The organism is Paenibacillus sp. JZ16, assembly GCF_015326965.1.
GTDB lineage: Bacteria > Bacillota > Bacilli > Paenibacillales > Paenibacillaceae > Paenibacillus_AQ.
Window position 1 is genome coordinate 4,078,180 of the sequence record NZ_CP017659.1, and the last position, 13,781, is coordinate 4,091,960.

The 13,781-nt window shown below is 51.7% G+C and carries 14 protein-coding genes; 9 read left to right on the forward strand and 5 right to left on the reverse strand.

All coding sequences use genetic code 11. From position 1 onward, the window contains the following. Together BJP58_RS18575 and BJP58_RS18580 are read left to right on the forward strand one after the other, a co-directional pair. The gene (locus BJP58_RS18575) at window positions 1-1,107 is read left to right on the forward strand and encodes a spore germination protein (RefSeq protein ID WP_194540095.1); all 1,107 of its coding nucleotides are present in this window, start codon (window positions 1-3) and stop codon (window positions 1,105-1,107) included. Next, window positions 1,104-2,309, forward strand: a complete 1,206-nt coding sequence (locus BJP58_RS18580; protein ID WP_194540096.1) for a Ger(x)C family spore germination protein — start codon at window positions 1,104-1,106, stop codon at window positions 2,307-2,309. The genes BJP58_RS18575 and BJP58_RS18580 overlap by 4 nt, the downstream gene beginning before the upstream one ends. A gap of 48 nt (window positions 2,310-2,357) precedes the next feature. Here the strand turns inward: BJP58_RS18580 and BJP58_RS18585 are convergent, their stop codons facing one another. Continuing rightward, complete coding sequence (locus tag BJP58_RS18585; protein ID WP_194540097.1) at window positions 2,358-3,773, reverse strand: hypothetical protein; 1,416 nt, start codon at window positions 3,771-3,773, stop codon at window positions 2,358-2,360. A 195-nt stretch (window positions 3,774-3,968) separates the two neighbouring features. Here BJP58_RS18585 and BJP58_RS18590 point away from each other — a divergent pair, with 195 nt between their 5' ends. The 5 genes from BJP58_RS18590 (at window position 3,969) to BJP58_RS18610 (ending at window position 9,638) form a co-directional block, all read left to right on the forward strand. After that, window positions 3,969-4,670: a response regulator transcription factor gene (locus BJP58_RS18590; protein ID WP_194540098.1), complete on the forward strand. Its 702-nt coding sequence runs from the start codon at window positions 3,969-3,971 to the stop codon at window positions 4,668-4,670. Next, a complete protein-coding gene (locus BJP58_RS18595) occupies window positions 4,667-5,677 on the forward strand; it encodes a sensor histidine kinase (protein WP_194540099.1) in 1,011 nt (336 codons plus the stop codon). Before BJP58_RS18590 ends, BJP58_RS18595 begins: the two co-directional genes overlap by 4 nt. A 192-nt stretch (window positions 5,678-5,869) precedes the next feature. Continuing rightward, window positions 5,870-6,640: an ABC transporter ATP-binding protein gene (locus BJP58_RS18600; RefSeq protein ID WP_071220513.1), complete on the forward strand. Its 771-nt coding sequence runs from the start codon at window positions 5,870-5,872 to the stop codon at window positions 6,638-6,640. Further along, the gene (locus tag BJP58_RS18605) at window positions 6,615-8,546 is read left to right on the forward strand and encodes an FtsX-like permease family protein (RefSeq protein ID WP_194540100.1); all 1,932 of its coding nucleotides are present in this window, start codon (window positions 6,615-6,617) and stop codon (window positions 8,544-8,546) included. Before BJP58_RS18600 ends, BJP58_RS18605 begins: the two co-directional genes overlap by 26 nt. A 3-nt stretch (window positions 8,547-8,549) precedes the next feature. After that, window positions 8,550-9,638: a DUF418 domain-containing protein gene (locus BJP58_RS18610; RefSeq protein ID WP_194540101.1), complete on the forward strand. Its 1,089-nt coding sequence runs from the start codon at window positions 8,550-8,552 to the stop codon at window positions 9,636-9,638. Here the strand turns inward: BJP58_RS18610 and BJP58_RS18615 are convergent. The 4 genes from BJP58_RS18615 to BJP58_RS33685 all read right to left on the reverse strand — a co-directional run bounded on the left by BJP58_RS18615 (window position 9,633) and on the right by BJP58_RS33685 (window position 11,749). Further along, entirely contained in the window at window positions 9,633-10,325 is a 693-nt protein-coding gene (locus BJP58_RS18615) for a hypothetical protein (protein ID WP_194540102.1), read from the reverse strand. The two genes, BJP58_RS18610 and BJP58_RS18615, sit on opposite strands and share 6 nt — an antisense overlap. Before the next feature lie 138 nt (window positions 10,326-10,463). Further along, window positions 10,464-11,270, reverse strand: a complete 807-nt coding sequence (locus BJP58_RS18620) for a phosphotransferase family protein (RefSeq protein ID WP_194540103.1) — start codon at window positions 11,268-11,270, stop codon at window positions 10,464-10,466. 23 nt (window positions 11,271-11,293) lie between these two features. Continuing rightward, a complete protein-coding gene (locus tag BJP58_RS33680; RefSeq protein WP_233354687.1) occupies window positions 11,294-11,464 on the reverse strand; it encodes a hypothetical protein in 171 nt (56 codons plus the stop codon). Window positions 11,465-11,476: 12 nt separating this feature from the next. Continuing rightward, on the reverse strand, window positions 11,477-11,749 hold the full coding sequence (locus tag BJP58_RS33685) for an SgcJ/EcaC family oxidoreductase (RefSeq protein WP_233354688.1): 273 nt from the start codon (window positions 11,747-11,749) through the stop codon (window positions 11,477-11,479). A gap of 183 nt (window positions 11,750-11,932) precedes the next feature. Between BJP58_RS33685 and BJP58_RS18630 the strand changes: the two genes are divergently transcribed. Both BJP58_RS18630 and BJP58_RS18635 read left to right on the forward strand, forming a co-directional pair. Further along, window positions 11,933-12,811 (forward strand): MerR family transcriptional regulator, encoded by an 879-nt coding sequence (locus tag BJP58_RS18630; protein WP_194540104.1) that lies wholly within the window; start codon window positions 11,933-11,935, stop codon window positions 12,809-12,811. A gap of 191 nt (window positions 12,812-13,002) precedes the next feature. Next, window positions 13,003-13,767: an SDR family oxidoreductase gene (locus BJP58_RS18635; RefSeq protein WP_194540105.1), complete on the forward strand. Its 765-nt coding sequence runs from the start codon at window positions 13,003-13,005 to the stop codon at window positions 13,765-13,767. Window positions 13,768-13,781 lie beyond the last annotated feature (14 nt).

The window sequence follows — 13,781 nt, forward strand, 5'->3', positions numbered from 1 at the left end:
ATGAGCAGCTCAAATAACACCCATGACCAGATCACCACGTCTCAAGCTGCCGTCATGATCATTAACTACATGCTGGGTGCCGGTATTCTGACACTTCCCAGAACGACGGTAGAGGCTGCCAAAACGCCGGATGTGTGGATCTCGATTCTCATCTCCGGTTTGATCATCCTGTTGGCAGGAATGATCGTTGTGTCGTTATGCCGAAGATTTCAAGGGAAAACATGGTTTCAATTTGTACCTGAGATCACCGGGAAATGGCTGGCTTTTGTTCTAGGCCTGCTGTTTATTGGTTATTTCATTATCATCGCCGCTTTTGAGATCCGGATTATGGCGGAGGTAACGGGGTTATATCTGCTGGAAGGCACACCCGTCTGGGCCATCGTGATGACCTTTATGTGGATCGGCCTGTATTTGACCACCGGGGGGATCAACAGCATCGCCAGAATCTGCGAGATCATTCTACCGATTACGCTGGTTTTTTTCCTCATAGCGATTCTGTTGAGCAGCAATATTTTTGATATCAAAAACTTAAGGCCGGTACTCGGCTCAGGGTTTATGCCCGTGATTCGGGGGTTAAAGCCATCTTTGCTATCTTTTACGGGTTACGAGATCATGTTTGTTGCCATGGCGTTTATGAAGTCTCCAAAAAAAGGCACCAAAGCCATGCTCGTTGGCATTACGGTTCCCCTGGTTATCTATTTAATCACCGTCATTATGGTTATTGGCGGGCTGTCCATAAACGGAGTTGAAACAAGAACATGGCCGACACTGGACTTAATGCGGAGTTTTGAAATGCAGGGACTGATATTCGAACGTTTTGAGTCCCTGCTGCTTGTCATCTGGATCATGCAAATATTCTCGACCTTTGCGATAACGCATTACGCAGCCTCGTTAGGATGGTCCCAGCTGCTTAAGACGAAAATACGGCCCTTTCTCTTTATCCTGCTTCCTGTCATCTTCCTCATCGCGATGATTCCGAAGGACGTATCGGAAACATTCAAGCTGGGAGATGTGGTAGGCAATGCCTCTATCTACTTATTTGGCGCTTTACCATTACTCTTGCTTCTGATCAGCATTGCCCGTAAGAAAGGTGTGAAGCCGAAATGAACAGGTATTTACGATTTACGTCACTATGGACGGCCAGCATCCTGCTGTTTCTGACTACCGGCTGCTGGAGCAGCAACGAAATTGAGGATGTCAGCGTCTATGTTGGATTGGGACTCGATGCAGCGAATGAATCCAGATTCGAACGAGATATCAATAAACAAGGGGCATCCTATCCGAAGAAGAAAGTACTGACGGCAACGGTTCAGATCGTACCCCCAATTACGGGAAAGAACGAAAAGCAAGGAGGTTCCAGTTCTTCATCGCCAAGCAAGGCCTACCTGAACGAACAGCTGACGGGCGACTCCATCATTCAAATCTTTCGCCAATTTGCATTACGTAGAGACCGGCCGCTTATCGGCCACCATCTGAAGGTTATCGTCGTTTCTAGCGAATTAGCCAAAAGGTACAGCCTGGAACAGGTATTTGACTTTATTCTCCGCGATAATGACATCCGCCCCAGCTGCCTAGTGGTGGTCAGCCACCGAAGCGCGCTTGAAGCGTTAAGCTCCACTGAACCCGGGGAGATCCCTGCTTTTTACTTGATGGGACTCGTGGATAACCGTTATCGTTCCAACAAAATCATCCCGCCCGTGACACTCATTAAGCTTGACAGCGCCATGCAATCCGGGGAAAGCTTCCTGTTACAAAATGTCGTTACCGCTCAAAGCGAGCATAAATTCTCAGGAGCCGCCATTTTCAAAGGCAAGACCAAGAAATGGATCGGGGAATTAAGCCAATATGATCTGGAAGGCTTGTCTTGGATTACGGCAGACGTGATGGGAGGCGCGCTGAAGACGTATGCGCCGAAGACCGGCCATACCGTAACCTTTGAACCCAAGAAATCCCACAGCACCATCATACCAAAGGTTCAGGGAGACGACATTTCATTTCATATCAAGGTTAATGCAGAAGGCAGACTAATCGAGGATTGGAGCTTTCCGGAAATTCCCTCATCGGGTGGATACATCTCAGAGATGGAGCAGCAGTTTGAAGAAGAGGCCCGTAAACAGATCAAACAGGTCCTGAACAAAATGCAGCATGTCTATCATGTGGACGTTGGGGGTTTTGGCAATGAAATCCGCATCAAACATCCGAAAGTGTGGAAGAAGGTGCAGGAGAATTGGGATGAAACCTTCAGTCATATCCCCATTACGTATGAAGTAAACATGCGAATCACGGACTTCGGTTCCTCAACAGATTAAACGAGCGCTGACAATGACGGTCAGCGCTCTTTAAGTTCTCGCTGTTGATTACACCAGAAACATCGCTACGACTGTAGTAGCAGCCAGACCCAGCAGCACCGGCTTCAAATTTCGCCTTGCCAGCTCGAATGGGCTGACTCCGCAGATGGCTGCAGCCGGAATCAACGCCCACGGAATGAGCGTGCCGCCGCCTACCCAGATGGCGGCAACCTGCCCAAGCGCTGTCAGTGTAGCCGCACCTGAACCGATAGCCGTAGCGAACAGCTGCGCGATCGATCCGGCTAACGAGATACCGGAGAAACCCGAACCGTCCAGACCCGTAATGGCACCGGTGATCGTCAACGTTACCGAACCTACCGCGCCGTTCAGCGGCACCGCATTCGCGAGGGCAACCCCCAGGTCGTTCACGATGCCATGGGATGCTTCCGGAAGCACTTTACCGAATAAATCGGTAAATGCCGCATCCCCCAAATAGAAGAACGCCGCGATAGGAATGACAGGACCGAATACCTTGAATCCAAACATGAATCCCTCGATCAAATAAGAGGTGACCTTCTCCAATCCCCGGTTACGATGAGCGACCAGGGCAATGACACTGAGGATCAGGACGGCTGTGCCGCCGACCAAGGCCGTTGCATCTCCGCCCTGCAGCTTTAGGATGAACATGACGACAACATCTGCTGCGAACAACAGCAGAATGACGATAGCCAACCATTTTTTCATAGCCGGGGATATGGCCGCAACAGCCTCATCCTCTTCGGTACGCGTGGTGAGCGTGTCTCCCGTGTTTTTAATGGTTACCAGTCCATCTCTCCAGCTGCCGTTCCGCTGATCTCTGCGCATCATCCAGAATGCCGCCACGGTTGTTACAAGTCCCATCACGATCACGAGCGGCACACTGGCAGCCATGACACTGGATACAGGCAATCCAGCCGCATCCGCGGTTAATTTGGGCGCCCCCTGGATAATATAGTCTCCCGATAACGCAATGCCGTGCCCGAACAGATTCATTGCCACCGCCGCACCGAGAGCCGGCAAACCCACACGGATAGCCACAGGGAGCAAGACCGCACCAATTAACGCAACTGCTGGTGACGGCCAGAAGAAAAAGGACGTTACCATCATAATGATTCCGATGCCCCAGTAAGCCATCGCGGGAGTACGCAGAAAGCGGGTTAACGGAGCCACCATCGTCTCGTTGATCCCCGTCTTGATCAAGACCCGGCTCATCGCCACGATGATGGATATAATCATGATGGTGCCCATCAGCTCTTTGGTCGCATAGATGAATGAATCAAACACACCGGAGACCGAGCCGCTCAGCGTTTCCGTTGCCAGAAGGCCAAGCGCAAATATTCCGGTAATACAAACAAGCGCCGTATCGCGCCGCCGAATCAACAGCGTCATGATCAGGACGATAAACGCCAGATACACCCAGTGAATCGCGGTTAAATGAATCCCCATATGAATCACGCCCTTTCCCAGGCAGCAGGTTTGATGTGACTACATCTTATGCATGGGCCTGGGCAAAGGTTAATTTGGGATCGTACAATTGGTTACCTTCCGTTCAGAAACATGAACCTCTGGATTTCCAACGCCCTCTCCAATTCGGTATAGTAAGTACATAATGTAGTTTAGGAGTTCAAAGGAGCTGGAACCGTGTATACCATCCTGATTGTGGAAGACGATGAACGAATCGCGGATAAATTAAGATCGACTATTTCCAAATATGATTTCAACGTACGGATCACCGAAGACTTCAGCCGCGTGATGGACATTTTTGCGGATACGAAGCCGGATCTTGTTCTGCTGGATGTCAATCTGCCGAAATTCGACGGATTCTATTGGTGCAGGCAAATCCGTACCCAATCGCACTGCCCGATCATCTTCATCTCGGCCCGAGACAGCGGCATGGATCAGATTATGGCCTTGGACAACGGGGCGGACGATTATATTACGAAGCCGTTTGACATGGAGCTTGTTCTGGCGAAAATCCGCAGCCACCTGCGCCGTGCGGTCGGTGCCTATGCCTCCGGCCAGGAGGATGAGCATACCATCGAAAGCGCCGGTCTTATCATCTATCCCGAGCGATTCGTTGTGACCTATGGAGACGAATCAGCCGAGCTTACCCAAAAGGAAGCAGCCCTGCTGACGATGCTGATGGAAAAAGAGGGCCGTGTGGTCAGCCGCGAGCGGCTGCTGGACCTGATGTGGGAGGATCAGCACTTCATTGATGACAATACGTTAAATGTTTATATTACAAGGGTTCGTCGCAAGCTTCGTGAGCTGGGCGCCGGAGATCTTATCGAAACCGTCCGGGGAGCAGGCTACCGGTTCATGACGGGCAGGGAGACCCCATGAAACTTTTCTTGCGGGAGCATCTCCCGCTCATGCTGTTTTTTACCGTTCAAATGCTGCTTGTCCCCCTGCTGTACTGGCTTACCGGTGAAGGCAGGCCCTTTACTGTCGTACTATACGGTGTGCTGTTAAGCAGTGTCGTGCTGCTTCTCTATCTTGCTTACCGGTATCTTTCCCATCGCACGATGTATCGGGAGCTTTCTTCTGAGAAGCTTTCGGAGAAGGAATTCTTAAGCCCTCCCCTGGGCGAAGCGCCACTGCCGGAAGCGATACACGAGCGGATCGGCCATTATGAGCGCTTATACCGCCAACAGCTGCATCGCCATCAAAGCCAAACCGACCAGCATCTCGCTTTCGTCAACCGCTGGGTACATCAGATGAAGACCCCGCTGTCGGTTATTCAGTTGACGCTCGATGAAGTCGAAGAGGCACCCGCCGAGCATATTCGGGGAGAGCTTGATCGTATTCGCAAAGGCCTCGAAATGGTGCTGTACACCGCGCGCCTGGACCGGTTCGAGCAGGATTTTGCTGTAGAAGCCATCGGGCTCCGTGCTGCGGTAAGCGAATCCGTGGTCGAGAACCGCAAGCTGTTCATTCGCAAGGGGATTACGCCGGTGTTCCAAATCGATGATCGGATCTCCGTCTATACGGATGCCAAATGGTTTCGTTTTATGCTGGGTCAGATACTGACGAACGCCGTGAACTACTCGGGCAGCCCCGGCAAGAAGATTCAATTAACCGCAGAAGCAGCGGGGAAACACATCAAACTCCATATCCGCGATGAGGGAATCGGCATAGCACCGGAGGACATCAACCGGGTGTTCCATCCCTACTTTACCGGAGAGCGCGGTCGGCAATATCATGAATCCACCGGCATGGGCCTGTATCTTGTCCGTGAAATCACTCATAAGCTGGATCACTCCGTTGAGTTGGAATCTAAGTTGGGCGAGGGAACCACCGTTACTTTGACGATGCGCAGAGCCGAAAACCAAGACACATCTGGAACTTAGGTGTGTCTTCTTTGTACTGGAGGAATGACCACAAACCTCACGCCCATAACCTTTAGATACGAACAAAATATACGAACATAACCTTATGGTAGTTGTAAGCTCCGTTTCACCTAAATCCATAGCAGGGCCAGGTCAGTATACGATAGAGTTAGGCTACACTAATAAGGTATACAGAAAGGAGCTTCTGGGTTTATGGATATTCTTGAAGTAAAAGCATTAAACAAAGTATATGCGGGCAAAGTGGCGACACAAGCTCTTACCGATATTCATCTCACTATCAAAGAAGGAGAATTCGTCGGCATCATGGGCCCTTCAGGCAGCGGCAAAACCACCCTGCTGAACATGGTATCCACCATCGATCGTCCAAGCTCGGGCGAGGTCAAGATCGGGGGCAAAAATCCTTACACCATGAAAAAAAGCGAGCTTGCCCACTTCCGCCGCAGACAGCTCGGCTTTGTGTTTCAAGATTTCAACCTGCTCGATACGTTAACCGTTGCCGAGAACATCGTGCTTCCGCTTACGCTGGACCGCCGTCCGCTCAAGGACATGGAGTCGCTGCTGCAGCAAACCGCTTCACGGCTTGGCATCCGCGAAATTCTGAATAAACGCGTGTACGAGATTTCGGGAGGTCAACGACAGCGCACCGCGATTGCCAGGGCTATCATCAGCGCGCCGCTGTTACTGCTTGCGGATGAGCCTACAGGCGCACTCGATTCCAACTCCTCACGGATCGTGATGGAGTCGTTAGCCGAGATTAACGAGCGGGATCGCACCACATTAATGCTGGTTACGCATGATCCTCTCGCCGCAAGCTATTGCAACCGCATCGTTTTTATTAAAGACGGCAAGTTGGCCGCCGAAATTCACCGCGGAGAGAACCGGCAGGCCTTTTTCCAAAAAATCATCGATACGCTATCGTTCTGGGGAGGGAATACAAGTGAGCTTTCCTCAATTCGCGTTTAACAACGTCCGGCGTAACGCACGTCAATATTTCGCTTACCTGCTCAGCAGCTCGTTCATGGTCATGATCTTTTTTACGTATGCGGTATTCATCTATCATCCGGCCATTGAGAATTCGCCTATGGGCACGATGACGCGTACGGGAATGACAATCGCCACGGTCATCGTCTACGTGTTTGCGTTCTTATTCGTGCTGTATTCGATCAGCGTCTTTCTGAAGTCGCGGAACCGGGAGTTCGGCATTCTGACCATCCTCGGAGCTGAAGCCAAACAGATCAATTGGCTGATCTTCCTGGAGAACATTCTGATTGGCGCCATTGCCATCGTAACGGGCATCGCCAGCGGAATGCTGTTATCCAAAGTATTCCTGCTCATCAGCACCAAAGTCATCGATATGGACGAGCTGCCGTTCTATTGGCCGGTTAAAGCGATGCTGCTTACCGCCGGTGCGTTCGCTGCGCTGTTTCTCGTCATTTCGCTCTTCACCTTGTTATTTATCCGGAAGAATCAAGTCCTGGAGCTTCTCAAAGGCACCAGCAAACCGAAAACCGAACCGAGAGCCAATCTGTTCCTGGCCCTCTTGGGCGTGGTGCTGCTTACCATCGGCTTCACCGTCCTTCGCGTCAAAGAGTTAGATCCTGTGGCACTGATCATTGCCGCGGTAACCGGCATTATAGGCACGTATTTCTTCTACTCCCAGCTATCCGTGTGGATTGTCCGTATGCTGCAGCGAAATCGCAGGGCCACCTGGAAAGGAACAAACCTGCTATGGATTTCCGAAATGAGTTACAAGATTAAGGATAATGCCCGCATGCTGTTTCTGGTCACGGTTGTGGTTGCACTGGCTTCCATGAGCACCGGTTTCGTACTGGCTATGCAGCAATCGATCAAATCGGTGTATGTAGATAACCCGTATGCGCTTAGTTACAGCTACAGCTATATCGCCGACGAGACTAAAGTGCAGGATGAGTTGGCCCTGATTGAAAATCATCTGCAGACAGAAGGGCTGGAGTATAAACGGGCGGAGGTCGAAACCATCTATTATCGCTTGTCAGCGAATGGAGAGGACTCCTTACACATCATCCCGCAATCCCAATACGACCGTTTGGCTGCTTTGATAAATACCAAGCCGGCCGGGACATTCGGCGAGAATGAAGCCTTACTGGCGGAAACGCCGAATGCAGCGAAGAAGAGTCAAGGGAAGCTAACGGAAGCGGATATCGAATTATCCGGTCAGCCCTACTCTTTCATCTTGAAGAACCGCACAGACCGGATTGCGGCTTTGGTATACAGCGGCAGATTGCTTGTCGTTACGGACACCATGTTTGAAGAACTAAGGGGCGGGAACAAAGCAGATGAAATCAGTGTGAGTTATACGTATCCGTTTATTCTTCCCGATTCGCAAGGGCTCCCTCAGAAGGATGATCCTGAAACCAAGTTCGGCCTTGAGTTGTCGGAATGGAACAGAAGTACAATCAGTGAAGGATTTATCGATTCCAGGGCGGCGAACTATTACGTCAATAAACAAGGATTTTCGTTATTCAGCTTTATCGGGGTGTTTGTCGCCTTAATCTTCTCGATCTCATCCGCCAGCTTCCTGTATTTCAAGCTGCATACGGAGCTTTCAGCTGACCAGGCGATGTACCGGTCCCTGTCCAAGATCGGACTCAGCGCCCGTGAGATGAACATCTCCGCGACGATTCAGATTGCTGTGCTGTTCTTTATCCCCATTCTGGTTGCAGCCCTGCAGTCCTTAGTCGTGCTCGGCCCGGTTCTTGCATACCTGGATTCTCCTTTCGTAAGTGGTCCTGTATTGGCGGCTTCATCGGCATTCTTGGCCGCTCAAATGATTTATTTCCTGATCGCCAGAGCCCGTTATATCAAGTCTGTAAATAGGATGATGGTGTAACTAATGGCTCCTGTAAAAAATGAGACCGTGATGAAACGCCAGCCTGCCACTGGAAAGGGGCGATTGCACTTTTTAGACCAGTTCAGGGGTTTTGCGCTGCTTGGTCTGCCGTTTGTTAACGTATTGGCGCTTTGGCTCATCGCCACGCCGGAAACTTCAGCGGATTTTTGGCTGCAGCGCGTGCTTACCTTTTTCGTGGAGGCCCGATTCTACACGATCTTCACGTTCCTGTTCGGGCTGGGGTTCTACATGTTCCTATCCCGAAGCGCTGTTGCGGGAGGAAAGCCAAGGCTTCGGCTGTATATCCGCCGGTTAGCGATCTTGGTGCTAATCGGGTTCATACATCAGCATTATCAATCGGGGGAGGCATTATTTCATTATGCGATTGTCGGCCTGCTAGCGCTTCCCCTCTATTGGGCGCCAAGGAGAGTTAATCTAGGTATTGGAGTGGTCGGGTTTACGGTTGCGGCCGTCATGGGAGTCAAGCTGCTTACCATTCCGTTTCTGATCCTGTTAGGGCTAGCCGCGGGCCAATACCGATTACACGAAGCAACCAGCAAGGGAATACGATGGAGTAAGCTGCGCATGGTGTGGCTGCTGTCATTACTCGGAACCGTCATTGCGATCGGGGCCATGTGGTGGGCAGCACCTCCCGAGCCGATGCCCCCGTTTCTATTCATGATAGAAGGCGAATCGCCGTCATCGACCATGCAGGCAGCCTTAACTCTGGCACATATCGGGGTGGCAACGGGTCCTATCGTGTCTGCATTTTATCTAAGCTCGCTCTTATTGCTGGGGCGCACCCGTTTAGGCGCAAGGATACTGTATCCGTTACAGGCATACGGCCGGATGGCGCTTACCAACTACATCGGACAAACCGTCTTTCTGGTAGGTATTCAGCGCTTCATACTGAACACCACACCGACGACTTATGTCGTATCTACACTCGTTTCCCTTGGGATTGTGGTCTGTCAGATCATAGCCAGCAATCTGTGGATGCGTTGGTTCCAATACGGACCCCTCGAATGGTTGTGGAGATGCGGCACCTATTGGACGATCGTGCCGATTCGCAAAAAAGCAGGAAACCTATAGGTCTCCTGCTTTTTTTGTTTTTCGCCCTATTACCATGTAAACGCCAAATATCAGTGTCCATATAAACACCGGACCTGAGGTGATCGGATAGATGATAACGCTGAGTTTTGGAAGCAGCAGTGCTGCAGGTATGCCAATCGCTCCCCACAACCCTGCTGCTATGCCTATCCATGCCATGACCGGTTTCACAGTTTCTTCAGAGAGCGAGAGCAGTGCAATGCTAAGCAGGCTTATTCCGATCCAGGCTAGCATCATGGCAAAATCCCCGGCCATAATACCGAACGCAAATAACCCGACACCCAAGGCGGCCGTCCCTGGGTCTTGCACCGAACCCCACTCCTTGGCCAGCACTGGGAGAACGGTTAATTCCATCGCGAGCACGAGCACCCATATCGTAATTGCCGCATTGAACAAGCGGGCAGCCATCATTGCAGCCGGGCGTCTACCGGCCATAGTCTCCCCGAGAGACAGTCCTCCAAGCCATAATAATACAGCCGCCAGCATCAGGCTGTGATCCCATTGCCAATAGGTTAGCATGTCCGGAATCATCGAAATCACATGATGACCCGTCCAGGGATCGGTCGCAGGAGGGTGCATAAGTGTAGCAATAACAAACAGCGCTCCGCCCAATAAAATGCTGATGCCTGCATAACGGCTAACTTGCGTACGTTCCTTCCATTTGCTCATGAGGGATTCCCACCTTCTGCTTCGTCGTCTACTTATCCTTATACTTCCCGTTCCGTAATGAAACTAGAAGTTTGAGATTGTCCGGCGACTTTCCCCGTTTCAAGGAGCCTGATAGGTTCTTAGAAGCCCTGATCTCCATCAAGCATATGCACGCAGCCGATCATCAATTAGACCCAGCAGCCATTCTCTTTCTCCAGGGACATCCTCTCTCAGCCTGGCTGCCGCTACGGGCAGCATCCACCGGTCGATATCCTCCAGCTTCGCACAGGATAAGCGGCAGTACTCGTTCAGATATACTTTATTCCACAGCATGCGGGCCATCCGGAGCGGAAGCAGCAGGATGCCCGGTTGATCGTCCGGGTTAAACGGCGATTGGAACATCAGCGATGTCCTGGCGACGTCGCATAGCGGGTTACCTACATGGGCATTGTTCCAGTCGATCGCCCGGCATCCGTTCTCGGTGACAATCACATTGTCCGGGTGAAAGTCGCCATGGCAGATCGAATCGCCTTCCGGAAATGAATCCAGTACCTTGCATATAGCCTGGGCCTTTCCTTGCAGGATGCCGCTTGCATCAAGAATTGCATGCTCCAGCCTTTCTTTTTGCGACGGCAGCAAGGTTGTTGTGCAGCCATGCATCGCATGCTGGAGCCGTGCCATCTCACGGGCGCACTTCAATAGCTGAAGCGGTGACGATTGAACCTGATGCAGCATCGACGGTCCTGTAACCCGTTCGTACACCAGCCCTGTTCGTCCCTCGATATCCATCATGTCAAAGACGGCAGGAGCAGGCACGCCCGCTTCGGCAACGATGCGGCCCATCTCCGCCTCATACGTCACCCATTCCGGCCGATACCCTTCATAATACAGCTTTAATGCCTGAGACTCTCCCCATTCATACACCTCTGCGCTCCTGCCTTTTCCAATCTGCGAACCCTTCTTCAAAGCAATCCTCCGCTTTCTCTACTTCAGCTGGATTTTGATTTCGAACGCATCACCAACCGCTGGATCCAACCTGGCTTCTGAATCCGGCAGTTATGAAATGCGGATATCTTCCATTCCCCGTTCACCTTGATCAGCACGTTGGTATTAATGGAAAAGCGGCCGGTGGGCGGCTTCTTATGATATCTAAGCTGCACCGCTCCCGTAGCCTAGGCTATCGCAAGCTCCGGGGTCAGGAACCGCAGCTGGGTCGAGGTTGGTCCCGCAACCAGCTTGGAGTCTCGCAGCACCCCATCCCACAGCTTCTGATGAACTTCATCGATCTCTTGGCGGCCTTTCAAGTGCTGTCCGCTAAACGTGACGTAATCCGCATCATCCGTAAAGCATTCCGCATAAGCCCGGCCATTCCCTTCTCCCCACGCCTTGGACAGCGAATCGAATAACGCTTGGATCGCCTGGCGATCCTCGTACGTTCCGTTCATCAGCCTCATCTCCTTTCCTTTCTTACTCTTTAAGCGGGATCACGAATCTTCTTTGAACATATTGTACGATAATTCGGCCGAACTGAATTCCCGCCCCGGGATGAAAACGGACTCGGTCTTGGGACCGAGTTGTTCCTTCAGATCCAGCGAACTGCGTTCTTTACGTAAGCAGGAGCGCGAGATATGATATCGTTATCCATGAGAGACCGAATCGTAAAGGAGGTTGCAGCCGGCATGATGAAGATCAGCGCTTTTGCCAAGGTCAGCGGCATTTCCATCAAAACATTGCGATATTATGATGAGCTGGGCCTATTGAAGCCGGCCCATACTGATGAACAAAGCGGATACCGTTACTATTCCGAGGAGCAGCTTCTGACCGTCAAGCGGATTGCCGCTTACAAGGAGCAGGGGTTTACCTTGGAACAGCTCAAGCCTTTTTTGGAAGAGGATATAGGAAGCGATATCGTAAAAAACAAACTTGCGGATAAAATGACGGAGCTTCAGCATGCGATGCGGACCCTCCAGCTGCAGTTGGATGAGGTCAACAGCAGGATAACGCGCTTGGAACGATCCGAAGCAGGAAATCCAAGTGACCCCATTATCCGGGAAGTCCCCTCCCAGCGTGCCGCTTTCATTCGTGACCAAGTCCCCCGCAGCCAGCTATGTCTCTTGCTGGATGAGATTACGAAATACGCTGTCTCCAATGGAGAAGAGGAGGCCAGGCAGCTAACCATTCTTTGGCATGACCACGGCAGCGGGAATGCCGACATTGCCGACATCGAAGTCGCAGTTCCTATAATTAGGGACATACCTGCTAATGGGCGCATTCGCGTGGACTTTCTGCCGCAGCTGAAATCTGCCGCATCTCTTGTACATCGTTGTGATCCGTACACCTACACCTGCCCCGTCGTACCCGAGCTCAGGGCATGGATTTCGTCACAAGGCCTCGTTCAGGCGGAATCGGAGCCGATCCGCGAGATCTATCTCACCTCGGATAAAGATATCTACGGCAAGAAGCGCCCTGCGGAATTGCTTATCCCCTTGCAAGGTAACGGGGAGTAACTCTTCCTTCCCGTGATAGGCTGTCGAAACGAACCTCGACCCCGTCTCCACTCGTACTTGCAGAAGCAGTAACCCCGGATGTCCTTTTTGTTCATGAAAAACGCTAGAATAATTCTAAACCTCCCTCTTGACTCTCCCCTTAACAGGAGAGTGTACAGTAGCTTTAAATCGAACAAGAGGAGTGGGATTTCATGAAACGATTGGAAAACAAAATCGCATTAGTTACAGGCGCAAGCCGAGGCATCGGCAAAGGAATCGCGCTTCGGTTAGCGGAAGAAGGGGCTCTGGTCATTGTCCATTACGGAACCCGCCGGGATGCGGCGGATCAGGTTGTCCAGACCATACAAGATCAGGGTGGGCGAGCTATCGCTTTAGGTGCCAAACTTGAATCGGTAGACGGCGTAAAAGGGCTGATTCATTCGCTGAAGGAGGAACTTCTTCGCGTAACGGGGGACAACCGTTTCGATATTCTGGTGAATAACGCAGGCATCGGAACCTCCAAGACCTTTGAAGAGACGACCGAGGAAAGCTTCGATGAGCTGCTTGCCGTAAATGTAAAAGCACCGTTCTTCTTGGTGCAGCAGGCCCTGCCGCTCCTGCGTGACGACGGGCGCATCGTCAACATTTCCTCCGGCGTTACGCGGATCGCCTACCCGCATATTATGGCTTACAACATCACCAAGGGAGCCGTCAATACGTTCACCTTGCATCTCGCCAAGCTGCTCGGTCCACGCGGGATCACGGTGAATGCGGTTCTTCCTGGCATCGTGGATACGGATGTGAATGCTGCATGGCTGCATACGCCGGAAGGGCAGCAGCATGCCGCTGAGATGTCCGCGCTTGGCCGAATCGGTCAGCCGTCGGATATTGCGGATGTCGTAGCGTTTCTCGCATCAAGCGACGGGCGCTGGGTCACGGGGCAGATGGTCGATGCAACCGGCGGTTCTCATCTGTAACGATATCAGGCAGC